This is a genomic window from Pseudoclavibacter sp. VKM Ac-2888 (genome assembly GCF_015351285.1).
Classification (GTDB): domain Bacteria; phylum Actinomycetota; class Actinomycetes; order Actinomycetales; family Microbacteriaceae; genus Pseudoclavibacter.
Map to the genome: position 1 here is coordinate 62,782 of NZ_JADKSM010000001.1, position 18,032 is coordinate 80,813.

Here is an 18,032-nt window from a genome sequence, read left to right on the forward strand (position 1 = left end):
AATCCATGAGGAGACAGCACATGTCCAAGATCGCGAAGAGAACGACGTACACGGCGACCGCCATGGTCGCCGCCCTGGCCCTCGTCTCCTGCACGGCGCAGGCCGCGGAGACAGAGGCGCCGACATCCACGCTGAAGCCGTTCGACGAGGCGGCCGTGACCGCGATCTTCGAGGAGACCGCGGAGGAGCTCGGCCAGCCGGGCGCCGTGATGCTACTGCGCACGCCAGAGGGGGAGTTCACGGCGACCTACGGGGTGACGAGCCCCGGCGGCAGCACTCCCGTCTCGGTCGACGACCACATCCGCATCGGCTCCAACACGAAGACGTGGACGGGCACCGTCATCCTGCAGCTCGTGCAGGAGGGCAAGATCGCGCTCGCGGACCCCGTGTCGAAGTACCGACCCGACGTGCCGAACGGCGACAACATCACGATCGAGCAGATGCTGCTCATGCGCAGCGGACTCGCCAACTACACGGAGACGCTCGAGCTCAACACGGCACTGGATGAGGATCCGGACCGCGTGTGGGAGCCGGAGGAGCTCATCAAGATGGCGCTTCCTCTCCCGGTCGACTTCGAGCCCGGCACCGACTACCACTACTCGAACACCAACACGATCCTCCTCGGGCTCATCGCCGAGGACCTCGACGGGAAGCCGCTCGCTGAGATCTACGACGAGCGGATCTTCACGCCGCTCGGCCTCGACGAGACGTCGTTCCCCGAGATCGGGGACAGCAGCATCCCATCGCCGCACTCCGACGGCTACTTCTGGTGGACCAACGTCAACACGATCGGCTCGTCGAAGCTGCCGCCGGACCTCATGAAGCAGGTCGAGGAGGGCACGTTCACGCCCAACGATGGCACCCTCGACAACCCGTCGTGGGCGTGGTCGGCTGGCTCCGGCATCTCGACCGCGGGCGACCTCGCCGACTGGGTGGAGGCGCTCGGCGGGAAGAGCGGCGACATCCTGGAACCGGACATGCAGCAGGCGCGCATGGACAGCTTCCAACCCACGACGAAGAACCCGGCTGACCCGTCGTACGGCTACAACATCGCCCACTTCGGGCAGTTCTACGGCCACACGGGCGAGTTGCCCGGCTTCAACTCCTTCATGGGCTACGACCCGGTCGCCGACGTGACGCTCGTCGTCTGGGCGAACCTCGCCCCGGCCGCGAACAGCGCGGGGCCCGCCACCGAGATCGCGAAGCAGCTCATCGGCACCCTCTACAGCTCGCCTGTCGCAAGCTGACCGGCTTACGGCTGGTACGAGGTGTTGGTGATGCCCAGCTCGAAGAGCTCGCCTTCCCAGAGCAGCTGACCCGCGAGGATGCCGACGATGCTGGCCGCCACCACGACCACCGCTCCGATCGCGAGTCCTGAGCGGTGGTCGGTGCCTTTCTGGCGGCGGGGCGCTGGTCCGGCGGCTCGGGTGCGAGCCCGCGGTCTCCGAGCGGCTGGTTCACGAGGCTGCCTGCCAGAACGCCATGACTTGTGCGGGACCCCCGCAGATCGCGGGTGTCTCGGGAGGGGCAGAATCGATGCCGCCGCTGCCGCCGATGGTGTCGCCCTCGCCGACAACGCCGACGCCGGGAACGTCCACTCCGCGGCCGTCCTGCGTCAGTGTGGAACCGAAGGGGAACTGCAACAGGGTCTCGTAGTCGTTCTCGACCACGACCCAGCAGCCGCCCTCGTTGAGCCCGAGCGTTCCGCCGATTCGTGCCTCCATGATCGTCTCAGGTGCTTCGCTGGCGGCGAGGAGCACGGTCTCGCCGATCGTTGTGGTCTGTGTCTCGTCGATCGTCGGCCAATCGTCGTAGCCATTGGTGTAGATGATCACGAGGTCGTCGGACGACGTGCAGTAGAGGTTCCACTCCGCTTCGATCTGCTGCGTCGGCACGAGGGTGATCTGCCATTCGCCGTCGACGACGTTCGTGATCGACTTGTCGTTCACGTAGAAGCTCTCGTACTGTTCCGTCGACTGGACGTCCGGATCGGGGCGCCATGCGTCGACGCACCCGGCGATGGCCTCGGCCTCGGTGAGCCGCGGCTGTGCTGATGCCTCGAGCGGTGACGGTGAAGTAGTGGCGATGGGGGTGGTGCCGACGACGGGGGCCGGGTTGCCGAGGTAGGTGGTCGCGGCGACGACGAGTGCCGCCACGGCTGCGCCCGTCACTGCGACGATGCCGATGCCCCACGCGAGGCGCCGTCGAGTGCGGCTCCTGCGGGATCGCCGCGAGGGTGCCTGGAGTGCGCCAGCGCCAGCGCCAGCTGCACATGCACCTGCGGCCGCGCCCTCGCGATCGGTCGGGTCGGTTGCGAGGATGCTCGCCTTTCTGACCGCGGCCACCTCCCGTTGGGCGTCGGTGAGAGATGTGTGCGGCGCGACATCGAGTGTGCGCAGGTGCTTGAGGGTTTCGTCGTCGACGTTCATGCCTGCTGCTCCGTCACGGTCGAGGGGCTGGTGCGTGGTGGTGTGGCGCGCTCGAGGTGCTCCCGGAGCGCGGCGCGCGCCCGGTGGAGGCGAACGCGGTAGCTCTGCGCGCTGATGCCGAGCACCGATCCGGCGAGTGCGGAGGGGAGCTGTTCCCAGATCGCGAGGGAGAGCACCTCCTGGTGGCTCGGGTCGAGGCGCTTCCAGGCGGCGGAGAGGTCGAGGCGCACATCGGCGGCCAGCGATTCGAGGTCCGGCGTCCGGGCCTGCTCGGCGTCCGCGATGCGCACGCCGAGCGCGTCGCGCTTCCCGTGCTCTCGCCATTCGCGGAGCAGGCAGTTGCGAGCCGTGCCGAACAGCCAGGCGCGCGCCTCATCCCGGACTGTCGGCACCGTGTCGAAGCGTCGCCACGCGGTCAGGAACACCTCGTGCGCGACATCCTCGGCCGCCTCGTGGCTGGTGCGGCGGGTGACGAAGCGCAGCACGTCGACATACGCGTCGTCGTACAGCGCCGAGAAGCGCTCCGCGCGGCTGGGTTCGAGTCTGTTCGGGCTCACATCACCTACATGCCCAGAAACGGGCGAGTGTTACAAATCGTGGTTCCCAGAATGCCCGTCGGCGTTTCGCGGGGCACCCGCGGGTGAGCCTCAGCGCCCGCCGCCGGCATCCACGTCTCCGGCGGCCGCGAGGTAGCGGACGACCGCGAGAACTCGGCGGTGGTCGTCGGCAGCGACGGGCAGGTCGAAGGCGTCGTAGATGTTGGAGGTGTGGTGCACGACGGCCTTCTCGGAGGAACCGAGCCGCGCGGCGATGTAGCTGTTGCTGCGGCCTTCGGCCATGAGCCCGAGCACGTCGAGCTGTCGGGGCGTGAGCTCCCCGACGGGCCCGCTGATCTTCGTCGCCCGCGCGAGGAGCACGGCCACGACGTCGGGGTCGAGCACGGTGCCGCCCGCCTGCACGTGGCGCAGATCGGCGGTGAAGGCCCGAACGTCGGCGATGCGCTGCTTGAGCAGGTAGCCGACGCCACCGTCGCGTTGCCCGATGAGCTCGCTCGCGTAGCGCCGCTGCACGTGCTGTGACAGCACGACCACGGCGGCCTCGGGATGCGCCTGCCGGATGCGGAGGGCAGCGACGAGTCCCTCGTCGGTGAAGGTCGGGGGCATCCGGATGTCGGTGATCACGAGGTCGGGCGCGAGCCGCGCGACCTCGACCTCGAGCTCGACGGCGGTGCCGACCGCAGCGACCACCTCGAAGCCGTCGTTGCTGAGGACATGCCTGAGCCCCTCGCGCAGCAGCGCTTCGTCTTCGCCGATCACGACCCGCATGGCAGCTCCACCCGTACTTCCGTTCCCGATCCGAGGGGCGAGACGAGCTCGAAGGAGCCGCCGAGGGTGTCGATCCGGTCGACGAGCCCCTTCAACCCGGTGCCATCTTCGACCCGTGCCCCGCCGCGGCCGTCGTCTTTCACGGTCACGCTGAGCAGCGCGCCTCGCTGCGCGATGCGCACGTTCACGGTGCGCGCGTCTGAGTGCTTGACGGCGTTCGTGAGGGCCTCGGCCATGATCAGGTACGCTGACTGCGACGTCGCGGGGGCCAGGGTGCTGTCGTCGGCGTCGCTGACGAGGCTCGCGGGGATCTCGAGGCGATCGACGAGGTCTTCGGCGGCCGCCGTCAGGCCGCGCTCGACGAGGGCCGACGGCAGCACCGCGTGCACGAGGCGGCGGAGGTCGGCAGCTGCCGTGTCGATGCGGTGCCTGAGCGCGGTCGCCTCTGTCACGGTCGACGGGTGCGCATCGCCCGAGTTCGCGATCTGCTGGGCCTCGAGCGCCAGCAGCACGAGCTGCACCTGCAGGCCGTCGTGGAGGTCGCGGGCGATGCGGTTGCGCTCGCGGTCGGCGGTCTCCACGATGCGGAGCCTTGACTGCTGCAGCGCCTCGTTGCTCGCGAGGAGCGCGGCGGTGAGGCGCTCGCGGTCGAGCGCGATGGCGAGCACACGGCCGGCCCGGCGCACAGTCTCGGGGTCTGCGATCATCCGCTCGTCGTAGCTGATGGCGCCGACCAGTCGGGACTCGACGTGCACCTCCTGCCACTGGCGCGGTGTCGACTGGGTGCGGACATCCACGTCGAGGCCCGCTTCGTCGACGAACACCTGCCGGTTCTCTGCCCAGTACGCGACCCGCAGCGAGTCGTCGCCGAGCGAGCGGGCGAGCGCCGCTCCGACGACGGTTCGCGCGGAGCCGGCCAGGCTGAGCCAGGCGCTGAGCACCTCCGCCTCCACGGTCTGCGCGTAGCCGCCGATGAGCACGCCGAGGAGGAAGGCGATGGGGATGCCCGCGATGACGACCAGCTGGATGGAGCCGATCACCTCGCCGGGCGCGCCGAGGAGGCGCAGCACGTTCGCGGAGAGGGGGATGCTCAGCACCGCGAGGATGCCATACAGGTACAGGGGGAGCAGGACGCGCAGGTTCTTCGGGTCGGCGGAGCGGAGGCGGCGGATGAGGAGGGCCGCGGTGACCCCCATGACGCCGAGGCCGACAAACGCCTGCACCCAGACTCCGACGAGGTGCGGGAGCGTGTCGGGTGGGAGCACGTACAGCGGGATCTGCAGCAGGAGCGTCACGCCGTAGCCGACGGCCACCGTGGCGATGGAGACGCGCCCCTGCAGGCGTCCGGACGGGAAGGCGTGCAGCAGGTGCACCGTGACGGCGAGGATGAGGGTCGCGAAGATGGTGCTCAGCTCCACCAGCACGGGGAGCCCCAGGTTGCCGACCCCGCCGAGGAACATGGCGATCGCGCCGACGAGCAGCAGGCCGCCGACCATGCTCAGGGGGCGCTGCCACCACGCGATGACGCCGGCGGCCGTCCAGACGAAGAACACGGCGGTGAAGGCGAGCGGCACCCAGAACGGGACGGGTGCATCCACGCCGACGGCGAGCTGCACGCCGCCGAGGGCGAGCGCAAGCACGGCGATGAGCAGGAGGGCCGGGCGCAGGGCATCGCCTCGCGTCGCGCGAAGCGGGATGCGTGCTGCTCGGGCGTCGATGGAACGGGTCACGTCGAGGTCACCTCGGCTCAGGCCAAGTGATGCAGCGGTGCGTTCGGCGAGCACTGGTCTCGCTGAGGTGCGGTGCTGCGCGCTGGGAGAGCGTGCCCGAAGCCTACCGCGACGGCGGGCGCCTGCGGTGGCGCGCGGGCTACCCTGGTGGCTTGCTCGTGCGGCTGGCTGACCGTCGTCTGCGCGGGGCGGAGAAGCCCGACTCGGGGCACGCTCGGCGGGGTGAACGGAGGGACCGCATGTCGGTACGGGCTGGGCGATGGTTTCTGGTCATCGCCGCCGCTGCGTTGCTCGTCGGCCTCGCATGGTTCGCGCTCGTCGAGGCTGCCGCGGGGCCGTGGGCGCAGGGCTCGGTGGGCGGCGCGGTCCTGGCGATCCTCGGGGCCGTGGCATTCGCCGTGGGCGGGGTGCTCTTCGGCCGGTTCGTCGAAGCGAGGGTCGAGAAGACCGGTCTCGTGATCAACGCCGTTCGGCGCAGGGAGCGGGTCATCCCGCTCGCCGTCATCGACGAGGTCGTCGTCGTCGAGCGCCTGCTGCTTCCGACGAGGATGGGACCGGGAACTGCCGCGCGAGTCATCCTGCGGGGCGGCGGCGACACGATCGCGGCGTTCACTCCGCACGGTCTCGGGGTCGTGGATGCGCTCCGCTCGGCCGGGTGCCGCGTCACGCTGGTCAGCGAGCCGCTCTCCCCGGTGCTCGTGCGGCGCCGGTACCGAGGCGGGGCGAGTCTCGGCGAGGTGCTCGTGGCTGGGGCGCCGGTGTTCGCGATCGTCGTCGCAGCGCTGGTCCTGCTCTGGGTCCTGACCGAGTGGTTCGCCGGGTAGCTACTCCACGTACTCGAGGGCGATGACGAGCTCGGCGCGCACGCGGGCGTCGTCGAGGTCGAGCCCGAGCAGCCCCCGCAGCTGGTCGATGCCGCGGCGCACGCTGTTGCGGTGCATCCCGAGTTCGCGGCCCGTCGCATCCCAGTGCCCGTTCGCGTGCAGCCAGGCGCGGAGCAGCGCGAGGCGCGCGTTCCGGGCCTCCGCGTCGAGGTCGAGGAGCGGTTCGAGACGTCGCTCGGCGAGTGCACGCCCCGAGGCCGCGCCGATGAACGAGTGCACGGGCGCGAGGTCGGCGCCGACGCGCACCACCCCGCCGTCTTCCCTCGCTCGCCGCTCGAGGGCGCGAACTTCCGCGGCGGATGCGCGCAGCTGCTCGGCCGTGACGGGGCGGCCGACGACGAAGCTCCACCCCTCGTCGAGGAACGCGGTGAGGCGCCGTTCCGTGACGTCGAGGCGGGTGATGAGGGTGACGGTGGCGTGCTCGGCCGAGATGGTGACGAGCTTCGTGTCGAAGAGGCTGCGCCAGCGGTGCAGCTCGCTCGCGTCCTTGAGGGTGGAGGGCGCGCAGGCGACGACGACCCTGAGGGTTCGGGCGCGCGCGTCTGCGCCGGCCGCCTGCAGGAGGAGGTCGCGCCACAGCTCGGTGTCCGGGCCGCCGTCCGGGCGCGCGAACACGTCGTCGGCTTCGAGGAGGAGCGGCACGAGCAGCTGGCCGGGCGCGACGCTGCCTGAGGTGCGTTGCCTCGCGATGAGCTCGAGCATGCCGTGCGCCGTCGTGAGGAACGCGTGCGCCGTCGAGCCCGCCGGGGGAGCGGCCTCCACGAGCAGCGTGCCGAGGGCGGCCCCGCCGAGGCTGCGCAGCGGGTAGGCGGCCGGTCCGCCCCTCGTCTGGTCTGCCGACTCGGCGAGGGCGCCCAGCACGGGCGCGGGTGGTACCTGGCCGGCCCTCGCGCGCACGGCGCCGCCTGGTCCGACGATCGCCGCCCAGGAGCCGAGCCGCTCGGCGAGCGCCGCCGCCACGGCCGTCTCGGGCTGGTCCGCAGATGCGGCGCGCAGCAGCCGGCGGGTCGCGTCGGCGAGTGTGCGCAGCGCATCCACTCGCCGCAGCTCGGTCATCTCGGCGAAGGTGCGCGACACGGCCACGAACGGGGTGTCGTTGGGAATGCGCACGAGGGTGAGGTCGCTTGCGGTGCAGGCCTCGAGGAGGGCGGGTGGCACCTCGTGGAACACCGGGTCGATGCCGAGGCCGAGCGCGACGACGCCGGCGCTGACGGCCCGTTCGACGTAGCCCTCCAGCTCGGCGTGGTCGAGGTCGCGCAGCCCGACGCCGGCCGTCAGCAGGAACTCGCCGCCGAGGAGGTACGGCGTCGGGTCGGTGAGGTCGCTCGTCGCGACCCAGCGGATGCTCACATCGAGGTCGCCCGGTACGAGCACGTCGAGGTGCAGCTCGGGGCGTGCGAGCAGCTGGGCGAGTGAGATCTGGCCGTGTGGTGACGAGGGTGATGGCATGCGAGCTCCCGTGCATTCTGTCGCATCTTCGCGACGAACCGAGCATATCGCCCGTGGAAGCACTGCGTGGTGCGACCATACGATTGCCAGGCCCAGCACTGCTGGGCGCAGTTGGACAGCGCCGATCGATCCCTGATCATGCTGGTCCCGAACCCAAGAAGGGCAACCGTCAATGGCGACACCACCCACCACAGCCGGCCGGTCACGCACGCCGCTCGGCACGCAGCTGCTGCGCCGCAAGCCGCTGGAGCAGCTCACCGACGAGTCCCTGACCGAGTCGGGCGAGGGCGGCCTGAAGCGCACCCTCGGCATGTGGCAGCTGACGATGATCAGCGTCGGCGCGACGCTGGGCACGGGCATCTTCGTGATCCTGGGCACCGCGGTCCCGCTCGCCGGCCCCGCCGTCTGGATCGCGTTCGCCGTCGCCGGCCTCGCCGCGCTGCTCTCGGCCCTCTCGTACGCCGAGATGGCGAGCTCGGTGCCCGTCTCCGGGTCGAGCTACTCCTACTCCTACGCGACGATGGGCGAGGGCGTCGCCTGGGTGTGCGGCTGGTGCCTGGTGCTCGAGTACGGCGTCTCGGTGGCCGCCGTCGCAGTCGGCGCCGGGCAGTACGTCAACGAGACGCTCGGCGTCTTCGGCCTCGCGCTCCCGCCGGCGCTCGCGAACCCGATCGGCCTCGACGGCGGCTTCTTCAACCTGCCAGCCGCGGCGCTCGTGATCGTCGCGATGCTGCTGCTCGTGCGCGGCGCGAAGGAGAGCGCCTGGGTGAACACCGTCATGGTCGCCATCAAGGTCATCGTGCTGCTCATCTTCGTGTTCATCGCCTTCACGGCGTTCACGACGGCGAACTTCGAGCCGCTCGCCCCCATGGGCGCGGCCGGCGTCGCGGCCGCCTCGAGCCGCCTCTTCTTCTCCTACATCGGCTTCGACGCCGCCTCCACGGCCGGGGACGAGGCGAAGAACCCGCAGAAGGACCTACCGCGCGCGATCATCCTGTCGATGGTCATCGTCACGGTCGTCTACATCCTCGTCGCGGTCGCCGCCATCGGCGCGCTCCCGTGGACCGAGTTCAACGACGGCGAGGCGGCGTTCGTGCGCATCCTCACCGACATCACGGGCCAGCCGCTGCTCGCGCTCATGTTCTCGGTCGGCGCGGTCATCGCGATCGCGAGCGTCGTGCTGACGGTCTACTACGGGCAGACGCGCATCCTGTTCCGCATGTCGCGCGACGGCATGGTGCCGAAGATCTTCGGCCGCGTGCGCCCATCGACGGGCACCCCGGTCGCCGGCACGGTCATCGTGGGGTCGATCATCGCGGTCGTCGCCGCGTTCATCCCGCTCGGCGAGCTGGCGGATGCGACGAGCATCGGCACACTGTTCGCGTTCGCGCTCGTCAACCTCTCGGTCATCTACCTGCGCCGCGCCCGCCCCGAGCTGCCGCGCAGCTACAAGGTGCCGTTCTTCCCCGTCGTGCCGATCCTCGGCATCGTCATGTGCCTCGGCCTCATGGTCACGCTCGGCGGCACCACCTGGATGGTGTTCGGGCTGTGGATGCTCGTGGGTGTCGGCCTGTACTTCGCGTACGGTCGGAAGCACTCCATCGTCGGCGCCATGAGCGAGAACGACTACGTCAACGCGGCGACCGCCGCGACCCCCGTCATCATGAAGGAGCACAAGTGACCATCGCGACCCCGATGCCGAGCGGCCCGCAGCGCGCGGAAGGCGCATCCACGCCGCAGGACTCCCAGCCGGTGACCATGCTCAACCCGGACTTCCCGTTCAGCTACGACGAGTTCCTCACGCACCCGGCCGGCCTTGGCTCGGTGCCGGAGCGGATGCACGGCACCGAGGTCGCCGTCGTCGGCGCCGGTCTCGCGGGTGTCGTCGCCGCGTACGAGCTCATGAAGATGGGGCTGAAGCCCGTCATCTTCGAGGCGGACAGCATCGGCGGGCGCCTCAAGACGCGGTCGTTCGATGCGGCGCCGAGTGTCATCGCCGACCTGGGCGGCATGCGCTTCCCAGAGTCTGGGCGTGCGTTCTACCACTACGTCGATCTCGTCGGGTTGGAGACGCAGGCGTTCCCGAACCCGCTGGCGGAGGTGACGCCGTCGACGGTCATCGAGCTCGCCGGCACGTCGTTCTACGCCGAGACTCCCGCCGACCTGCCCCCGTTCTTCACGGAGGTGGCGGAGGCGTGGAAGCGTGCGCTGACGGAGGAGGCCGACCTGGTTCGCATCCAGGACGCCATCCGCGCACGCGATACGGAGACCCTGAAGGCCGCATGGAACGAGCTGGTCGAGAAGTTCGACAACCGTTCGTTCTATGGATTCGTGGCAGAGAGCGCGGCCTTCAGGGATCTCAGCTTCGAGCACATCGAGGCGTTCGGGCAGGTGGGCTTCGGCACGGGTGGTTGGGACACCGACTTCGGCAACTCGATCCTCGAGATCCTGCGGGTCGTGTTCACGAACGCCGACGACGCGCACCGCCGCATCGTGGGCGGGGCGCAGAAGCTGCCCGTCGACCTGTGGCACCACGAGCCGACGGAGCTGGAGCACTGGCCCGAGGGCACGAGCCTCGCGAGCCTGCACGGCGGGGTGCCGCGGGGTGCGGTCGCCGCTATCAAGCGCGGGCAGAACGGTGGCGTCAGCATCACGGAGAAGTGGGGGCGCACGCAGGAGTTCGCGTCCGCCATCGTGACCTGCCAGTCGTGGCTGCTGTCGGCGCGCATCGACACGGATGAAGAGCTGTTCACGCCTGAGATGTGGACGGCCATCGAGAAGAGCCACTACATGCTCTCGTCGAAGACGTTCGTGATGGTCGACCGGCCCTTCTGGCGCGACCTGGACCCGGCGACGGGGAAGCCCGTCATGAGCATGACGCTCACCGACCGCCTGCCCCGCGCGACGTACCTCATCGACGAGGGCCCCGACAAGCCCGCCGTAATCCTGCTCTCCTACACGTGGAACGACGACGCCCTGAAGTGGCTGGCCCTCGACGCGTCGGAGCGCACGCGGCTCATGCTGCATTCGCTCGACAAGATCTACCCTGGCCTCGACATCGGCGCGCACATCGTGGGGGAGCCGATCACCGTCTCGTGGGAAGCCGACCCCAACTACATGGGCGCGTTCAAGAACAACCTGCCGGGTCACTACCGGTACCAGGAACGCCTCTTCGGGCACTTCGTGCAGGACGAGCTCGACGACCACCAGCGGGGCATCTTCCTCGCGGGCGACGACATCTCGTTCACGGCGGGCTGGGCTGAGGGTGCGGTGACGACGGCCCTCAACGCTGTGTGGGGCGTCGCGAAGCACCTCGGGGGCGCATCCGCTGCCGGGAACCCGGGGCCGGGGGATGTGTGGTCGGAGCTTGCTCCGGTGCGCCTCGACTGAGTGACACGCCCGGACTCCCCTTGGGAGGGTCCTGGCAAGCACGTGGGCAGGAGCGGCGAGCACGCGCAGAATCACTGCAGTATTCCTGCAGAGCTGCCTGGATCGCGCTGCCTTCCGGTTCTTCGCGCGCTTTGATTCGCCCAGCGCGTCGACCGGTCCGCCGAGCTGGGGTAGCGCGCGTGCCGCCTGGAAGACTTGTTGCCGGAGGTCACCACGACCTCCACCAAGGAAATCTCACACAGAAAGCGGGGGCTCGCCCCCGCCCGACACACAAGATGAATTGGAGTGATCATGAAGGTTCGCAACAGGTTGGTCATGAGCGCGACGGCCGCGACGCTCGCTGCTGCATTCTTCGTTCCCACGACCGCAACAGCTTCGCCGAGCACGACGACGTTCACGGCGGCATCGTCCGGTGCGATGACGCAGGGGCAGGAAGCCGAATTGGCGCAGACCCTCGAGAGCCTCTTCGAAGAGGCGCTCATCCTCGGGCCCGACGGCGTCGTCTCCTACGACCAAGAGAAGGCCGCATCGATCATCGGCGAGCAGGAAGCCGCCGACATCGGTGCCTCGCTCGAGGCGGCGCGTGCGCAGGGCGCTGGACCGCAGGCCTTGCAGTCATCCCAGGCCCGCGCCGCATCTACGGGGAACGCGTTCGTGGACTGCATGGTCGAGAACAGCGTCATCGGACTGATCTCCGGCATCGTCAGCGGCGAGATCGCCGAGCTCATCCGCGACAAGAAGTGGGACGAGGTCGCGGAGAAGGTCGGCCCGAAGCTCGTGCGCGCCGGAGTCGCCGGCGGCATCGCGGGCGTGGCCGCGAGCCTCGCGGCCGGTGCCGTGCAGTGCAGCCTCTTCAGCGATTGATGCGGGCTTCCTGACGGGTCGCCCATCCCTGGGCGAGTCGGCTACGGGCTGGGTGGTTCAACCACCCAGCCCGTAGCGCTGCAAGTCGGCCAGGAGTTCGCGGAACCGCTCTCGTCCGCTCGGCGTAGCGCGCACGAGGGTCTGCGGGTAGCGGCCCTTCTGGCCCTTTCTGACCTGGACGAGGCCTGCCTCGTCCAGGAACTTCACGGTTCTCGAGATCTCCGGAACGCCGAGGCCGGTGAACTCCCCGATGGAGGCGTAGTCAGACTCCTCGACCTGCACGAGGAACCCGAGCACCTTGAACCGCGGCGGTGAGAACAGCGCTCGGAGCTCTGGGGTCTCGCTCACGGCCGCGGCTTCCGGAAGACGGCGATGACGAGGGCGAAGAACAGTGCCACCGGGACGAGGGGCAGCGTGAAGACGATGCCGGTGTCGAGGGGAGCGGCTCGGAACGCGTTCCACGCGGTGACGAAGGAGGCGACAGCGACGCCGATCGACAGCCAGTGGGTCCACGGCGCGATGTGCGGCTCGTTCCTCCTGCCGACCCGAAGCGCGCGGAAGGCGACCATGGCGAGCGCGGCGAACCCGGTGAGGACGAGGCCGGCGGTGTTGCCGACGGCCGCACCTGCCACGCCGAAGTAGGCGACAACGGGGATGCCGAGGAGCATCACCCAATCGAAGGCCGAGAGTGTGCGCTTGGGGCTCTGTGGCAGTCGGAGCTGCTCGGGGTGCTCTGCTTCGGTCATCGATTTTCCTCTCCATCGATTGATGCGTGCATCTAGTTTCATTTATGCAAGTAGTTGCCGCAACCGGGCTACCCGGATGTCCAGGGTTCTCTCACCTGCCTGGGCCGATCCCGGCTTCGCCCCGGTTCGGTCAGCTGCCCGCCGTGCGGGGCTGGCTAGGGTTGCCCACATGACGCAGACCACGGTGGACGCAACGCACATGTTCGGCGATGAGCCGGAGATGGTGCACTCGAGCCGCTCGGCGATCTCGACGGGGCAGCTGCCTGACTCCGACGACGTCAAGACCGCGGTCGACGAGACGTACGAGCAGTTCTCGTCGGTCGACGACGGCGAGGTGCCCGACTACATTCCGGCGTTGGCGGATGCAGACCCGGACCTGTTCGGGATCTGCATCGTCTCGACCGAGGGGCAGTCGTACAGTCGCGGCGACGCTGAGCTGCTGTTCACGATCCAGTCGATCTCGAAGGCCTTCGTGTTCGCGCTCGTGCGCGAGGAGGTCGGGCACACGAAGGCGCGCGAGCTGGTGGGCGTGAACAACACGGGCCTGCCGTTCGACTCGGTCATGGCGATCGAGCTGAACGGCGGCCGGACCATGAACCCCCTCGTCAACGCGGGTGCGCTGGCCACGTCGGCGCTCGCACCGGGGGAGACGTGGGAGGAGAAGTGGGACTTCATCCTGAGCGGCCTCTCCGCCTTCGCGGGGCGCGACCTCGAGATCGACGAGGAGGCGTTCGCCTCGGAGCGCGAGAACAACATCCGCAACCAGGGCATCGCGCGGCTCCTGCAGAGCTACGGGCACATCACCCTCGACCCGCACGAGGTCACCGAGCTGTACACGCGGCAGTGCGCGCTGCTCGTCACCACCGAGGACCTGGCCGTCATGGGCGCGACGCTCGCCGACGGCGGGAGGAACCCGAAGACGGGCGAGCAGGTCATCGGGCAGGGTGCATCCAGGGACGCGCTCGCCGTGATGGCCGCGAACGGCCTGTACGAGGCGAGCGGCGAGTGGCTGTACGAGATCGGGATGCCCGCGAAGAGCGGCGTCTCGGGCGGGCTCGTGACGATCGCCCCAGGCAAGGGCGGCTTCGCGAGCTACTCGCCGCGCCTCGACGACGCCGGCAACAGCGTGCGCGGCATCAAGGCGGCCAGGCACCTGTCGAATGAGCTCGGCATGAACCTCTTCGCGTCGGGCACCGTGCAGGACTAGATTCGGGGTCGTGACGACTCTCCCCGAACAGACGCTCCTGCCGGAACACCCGACCGCGTTCCCAAGCGAGCCGGACCTCGTGCATCCCGACACTCGCGTGGTCTCGACTGGCAGGCTGCCGGATGCCGATCACGTGCGGGAGATGCTCTCCGAGACCTACGAGCGGTACCGCCACGTGCAGGACGGCGCCGTCGCCGACTACATTCCCGCGCTCGCGGAGGCCGACTCGTCCTGGTTCGGGCTGAGCCTCACCTCGGCGAACGGGCACCGGTTCTCGTTCGGGGACGCGCAGCTCAAGTTCTCGATCCAGTCGATCTCGAAGGCGTTCGTCTACGCGCTGGTCGTGCAGGAGCTGGGGCACGAGGAGGTGCGCGAGCGGATCGGCGTCAACAACACGGGGCTGCCGTTCAACTCGGTCATGGCGATCGAGCTCAACGGCGGACGCACCATGAACCCGCTCGTCAACGCGGGGGCGATCGCGACGACGTCGCTCGTGCCCGGGAAGACGTGGGATGAGAAGTGGGACTTCATCCACGCGGGGCTGTCGAACTTCGTCGGCTACCCGCTCGAGATCGACGAGCGCGTCTACGAGTCGGAGATGAAGACCAACACTCGCAACCGCAGCATCGCGAGGCTGCTCGAGAGCTACGGGCACATCTCGCTCGACCCGACGCAGGTGACCGAGCTGTACACGCGGCAGTGCTCGCTGCTCGTGACCGCCGAGGACCTCGCCACGATGGGCGCGACGCTCGCCGACGGCGGCGACTGCCCCATCTCCGGCGTGGATGTCGTCGATCCGTCCGTGAGCCGCGACGTGCTGTCGGTGATGGCGACGAACGGCATGTACGAGGCGAGCGGTGACTGGCTGTTCGAGGTGGGCATGCCGGGCAAGAGCGGTGTCTCCGGCGGCATCGTCACGATCGCGCCGGGCAAGGGCTCGCTCGCGACGTTCTCCCCGCCACTGGATGCGGCCGGCAACAGCGTGCGCGGCATCCGCGCGACCCGGCACCTGTCGAACAAGCTCGGCCTGAATATGTTCGCGTCGACGGTGCAGTAGGCGCTCCTGGGGGTTGCGCCCCGCGCGGGCGCTCTCGGCGACCACTGCCCGCTGCCCGGCTCCGGCTGGGCCCGCCTCCGCCGGCCTCGGCTCTCGGCGATCGCTGCCCGGCGTTTCGCCCTCTGAGGTGACTCTCAGAGGGCGAAACGCAGGGCAGCGCTTGGTGGGTCAGGCTCCGATGTCGGCGCGTTCGGCTGCGGGGATCGTGCGCAGGCCGGTGGTGTCGAGGGAGTGGCGCTTGTCGCGGCGTTCGACGGAGACGCCGAGCGCGGTGAGGCCCATGCCGAGGACGGCGAGGACGACGCCCACCCAGCCGGGGGCGAGGTAGCCGAGGCCGCCCGCGATGACCATGCCGCCGAGCCACGCGCCGAGGCTGTTGCCGACGTTGAACGCGGCGTGGTTGATGGCCGCTCCGAGCAGCGCGGCTTCGTCGGCGATGCGCACGAGGCGCGACTGGATGGCAGGGAGCAGCGACGACGAGGTGAGGCCGAGGAAGAACACGGCGACGAACAGGCCGACCGGGTTCGACGCGATGAGGCTGTAAAAGACGAGCGAGGCGATGAACGAGCCGAAGCCGACGAACATGGTGCGAGTCAGGTTGCGGTCTGCCGCCCATCCGCCGATGAGGTTGCCGAGGGTCATGCCGACGCCGAGGGTCGCGAGCACCCACGGCACGATGCCGGGGCCGAGGCCCGTCTCGCGGGTCGTGACCTCGGCGATGTACGAGTAGACGGCGAAGAAGCCGCCGAAGCCGATGGCGCCGACGGCCACCATGATCCAGAGGCGCGGGTTCTTGAAGGCGATGAGCTCCTTCATGGCGCTGCGCTCGGGGTTGCCGGGGTAGCGGGGCACGAAGAAGAACACGAGCAGGAACGTGACGAAGAAGATCGCGGCGACGAGCACGTACGCGTAGCGCCAGCCGCTGGCCTGGCCGAGCCAGGTCGCGAGGGGCACGCCGAAGATGTTGGCGATCGTGAGGCCGGACAGTGCGAGTGCGACGCCCTGGCCCTGCTTGCCTGGTCCCATGATGCGGGCGGCGAGCAGCGACGCGACGCCGAAGTACGCGCCGTGGGGGAGCGCCGCGACGAATCGCATGACGGCGGTCGTGCCGAAGTCGGGCATGAGGGCGGATGCTGCGGAGGCGACGATGAAGATGCCGAGCAGCCAGAAGGCGAGCTTCGTCTGCGACATACGTGCCGCGAGCACCGCGAACACGGGAGCCCCGACGACAACGCCGAGGGCGTAGGCGGAGATGAGGATGCCGGCCTGCGCGATCACCGCATCCGGGTTCTGCTCGAAGCCGGGGAGCAGCTCGCGGGCGATGTCGGGTAGCAGACCCATCGTGGCGAACTCGGTGACACCGATGCCGAAGCCTCCGAGCGCAAGCGCGAAGAGGGCGATTCCGCGCCGGAAGGGGGTGAGTTCGGGCATGACCTGCATGTTGCGGACCTCTGCTTCTGAGATAGGGGACTGGGTTCGCAACACTGCGCGGGTACCAGGCTATTCCCAGGCGGCAGAATGTGCGAACAATCGGCCGGGTGGATGTGGTGGGTCAGTTGTCTGTCGCAGTGACGGCGATGCCGGGCGCGAACCGGTAGGGCGCGGCGACGAGCACGTCCCCGAGGTGGCGGCGGAGGCGGCTGATCTCGGCCCGCACGGTCACGTCGCGTTCCGGAGTTCCGTAGAGGCAGGTTGAGAGCTCGGGAGCGGTGAGTCCTCGGGGCGAGGCGGCTAGGAGGAAGAGGATGTCAGCTTGGCGGGAGGGGATGCGCACTTCGCGAGCTTCGGTCGGGGTGCGCAGTTCGACGAGCGCACCCGTGCCTGTTGCCGACAGGGTGATCGTGGTCTCGGGCGCCGCATCCGCTGGTCTTCTCGATGCACGTGCCGGGCCCAGCAGGAAGCCCCGCTCGAGCCCGGTCACCAGCACTTCACCTGATGGGGTGGTCCAGGTGTCGCCCGACTTGAGGCCGCGGGGGAGCGGGATGCGGGAGCTCACGTCGACCCCATGGGAAGCGGCAACCCAGCCCCATTCGTCGACGACGGCCCACGGATGGTCGAGCTCGCGGGTGGCGCTGAAGCTCGCGGCTCGCAGCTCGGTGATGTCGCAGTGGTGGCGCTCGCGGAGGTCTTGTGCGGCCGCCTGAGCTAGGAGGGAGATGAGGCCGAGCGACATGGGGTGCGCGTCGGCGACTTCGAAGGAGAGGTCGACGGTGCCGAGCGTTCGGCCGTTTCTAGGGTCGCGGACGGGGGCTGCGGTGCAACTCCAGAGGTGCTGCGAGCGGGAGTAGTGCTCTGCTCCGTGCACCTGGACCGGGCGCCGGGCGGCGAGGGCCGTGCCGATGGCGTTCGTTCCGACGCTGTTCTCGCCCCACGCTGCGCCTTCGACGAAGCCGAGGTCGTCGGCGCGGGACAGCATTCGCGTGCCGCCGCTGCGGGCGACGATGCGGCCGTGGCGGTCGCTGATGACGAGGACGGCGGTGTCGTCGCGCAGGAGGGTCGAGAGGTGGCCGAGGTTCGCACGGATGAGCGATGTCAGGAGTAGGGCGTCGGAGTCGAGTTCGTTCGTTGTAGCAGTTCCAGCGGAGGTGGGCTCGGCGGGTTTTGCGCTCGCGGGCCCGCGACTCGGTCGCACGCCTCGGCGGCGGAGCCGCGCCCACGAGTCGGCGATGACGTCTCGCGGATGTGCGGGGGCCTGCTTGCCGGAGAATTCCGCGTCGTAGACATCTCTGAGGAGCCGCGAGTATGAGGTGAGGTCTTGGGTGGAGGGGAACGCCGCTTCGAGGGGGAGCGTCATGCCGTCGCCTTTCTGGCGGACCGGCTCGCGTCGCTGCGTCTGCTGGCATCGTGCTGGAGTCGGGGCGCCAGGAGTCGATTCAACCCCATTCGCGTGCGGGTTGCCTGGAGGAGGTGATCGGGGGTTGCCGAGGGTTGCGTGGGGTGTCGTCGGGTGG

16 protein-coding genes are annotated in these 18,032 nt (G+C 69.4%); 7 read left to right on the forward strand and 9 right to left on the reverse strand.

Annotated features, from left to right (window positions below):
* Positions 1-20 precede the first annotated feature (20 nt).
* Entirely contained in the window at positions 21-1,247 is a 1,227-nt protein-coding gene (locus ITJ61_RS00330; RefSeq protein WP_194685152.1) for a serine hydrolase domain-containing protein, read from the forward strand.
* 210 nt (positions 1,248-1,457) lie between these two features.
* On the opposite strand, the gene ITJ61_RS00335 is transcribed toward ITJ61_RS00330, so the two are convergent.
* The 4 genes from ITJ61_RS00335 to ITJ61_RS20185 form a co-directional block, all read right to left on the reverse strand.
* Positions 1,458-2,429, reverse strand: coding sequence for a hypothetical protein (locus ITJ61_RS00335; protein ID WP_194685153.1), 972 nt, complete (start codon positions 2,427-2,429; stop codon positions 1,458-1,460).
* Positions 2,426-2,986, reverse strand: a complete 561-nt coding sequence (locus ITJ61_RS00340; RefSeq protein ID WP_104331711.1) for an RNA polymerase sigma factor — start codon at positions 2,984-2,986, stop codon at positions 2,426-2,428. The genes ITJ61_RS00335 and ITJ61_RS00340 overlap by 4 nt, the downstream gene beginning before the upstream one ends.
* 90 nt (positions 2,987-3,076) lie before the next feature.
* On the reverse strand, positions 3,077-3,754 hold the full coding sequence (locus ITJ61_RS00345) for a response regulator (protein WP_104342266.1): 678 nt from the start codon (positions 3,752-3,754) through the stop codon (positions 3,077-3,079).
* Positions 3,742-5,484, reverse strand: coding sequence for a sensor histidine kinase (locus ITJ61_RS20185; RefSeq protein WP_194685154.1), 1,743 nt, complete (start codon positions 5,482-5,484; stop codon positions 3,742-3,744). The genes ITJ61_RS00345 and ITJ61_RS20185 overlap by 13 nt, the downstream gene beginning before the upstream one ends.
* 239 nt (positions 5,485-5,723) lie before the next feature.
* Between ITJ61_RS20185 and ITJ61_RS00355 the strand changes: the two genes are divergently transcribed.
* On the forward strand, positions 5,724-6,308 hold the full coding sequence (locus ITJ61_RS00355; RefSeq protein ID WP_194685155.1) for a hypothetical protein: 585 nt from the start codon (positions 5,724-5,726) through the stop codon (positions 6,306-6,308).
* On the opposite strand, the gene ITJ61_RS00360 is transcribed toward ITJ61_RS00355, so the two are convergent.
* Positions 6,309-7,817 carry a PucR family transcriptional regulator gene (locus ITJ61_RS00360; RefSeq protein WP_194685156.1) on the reverse strand — a complete coding sequence of 503 codons (1,509 nt, stop codon included), beginning with the start codon at positions 7,815-7,817 and terminating at the stop codon, positions 6,309-6,311. It lies immediately after the preceding gene.
* A gap of 172 nt (positions 7,818-7,989) precedes the next feature.
* On the opposite strand from ITJ61_RS00360, the gene ITJ61_RS00365 reads away from it, so the two are divergent.
* From ITJ61_RS00365 to ITJ61_RS00375, 3 genes are all read left to right on the forward strand, one after another.
* Positions 7,990-9,498 (forward strand): amino acid permease, encoded by a 1,509-nt coding sequence (locus tag ITJ61_RS00365; RefSeq protein ID WP_104306428.1) that lies wholly within the window; start codon positions 7,990-7,992, stop codon positions 9,496-9,498.
* The gene (locus ITJ61_RS00370) at positions 9,495-11,207 is read left to right on the forward strand and encodes a flavin monoamine oxidase family protein (RefSeq protein WP_374953209.1); all 1,713 of its coding nucleotides are present in this window, start codon (positions 9,495-9,497) and stop codon (positions 11,205-11,207) included. Before ITJ61_RS00365 ends, ITJ61_RS00370 begins: the two co-directional genes overlap by 4 nt.
* 291 nt (positions 11,208-11,498) lie before the next feature.
* Positions 11,499-12,071 (forward strand): hypothetical protein, encoded by a 573-nt coding sequence (locus ITJ61_RS00375; protein ID WP_146080238.1) that lies wholly within the window; start codon positions 11,499-11,501, stop codon positions 12,069-12,071.
* A 57-nt stretch (positions 12,072-12,128) separates the two neighbouring features.
* On the opposite strand, the gene ITJ61_RS00380 is transcribed toward ITJ61_RS00375, so the two are convergent.
* A complete protein-coding gene (locus ITJ61_RS00380) occupies positions 12,129-12,419 on the reverse strand; it encodes a transcriptional regulator (RefSeq protein WP_194685157.1) in 291 nt (96 codons plus the stop codon).
* Entirely contained in the window at positions 12,416-12,817 is a 402-nt protein-coding gene (locus ITJ61_RS00385) for a hypothetical protein (protein WP_194685158.1), read from the reverse strand. The genes ITJ61_RS00380 and ITJ61_RS00385 overlap by 4 nt, the downstream gene beginning before the upstream one ends.
* Before the next feature lie 169 nt (positions 12,818-12,986).
* Between ITJ61_RS00385 and glsA (ITJ61_RS00390) the strand changes: the two genes are divergently transcribed.
* Complete coding sequence (glsA, locus tag ITJ61_RS00390; protein WP_228496536.1) at positions 12,987-14,024, forward strand: glutaminase A; 1,038 nt, start codon at positions 12,987-12,989, stop codon at positions 14,022-14,024.
* A 10-nt stretch (positions 14,025-14,034) separates the two neighbouring features.
* Positions 14,035-15,081: a glutaminase A gene (gene glsA, locus ITJ61_RS00395; RefSeq protein WP_323744268.1), complete on the forward strand. Its 1,047-nt coding sequence runs from the start codon at positions 14,035-14,037 to the stop codon at positions 15,079-15,081.
* 168 nt (positions 15,082-15,249) lie between these two features.
* Here glsA (ITJ61_RS00395) and ITJ61_RS00400 read toward each other — a convergent pair whose 3' ends face one another.
* The gene (locus ITJ61_RS00400) at positions 15,250-16,512 is read right to left on the reverse strand and encodes an MFS transporter (RefSeq protein ID WP_194685159.1); all 1,263 of its coding nucleotides are present in this window, start codon (positions 16,510-16,512) and stop codon (positions 15,250-15,252) included.
* 121 nt (positions 16,513-16,633) lie between these two features.
* Positions 16,634-17,875 (reverse strand): helix-turn-helix domain-containing protein, encoded by a 1,242-nt coding sequence (locus ITJ61_RS00405; RefSeq protein ID WP_194685160.1) that lies wholly within the window; start codon positions 17,873-17,875, stop codon positions 16,634-16,636.
* Positions 17,876-18,032: the final 157 nt, after the last annotated feature.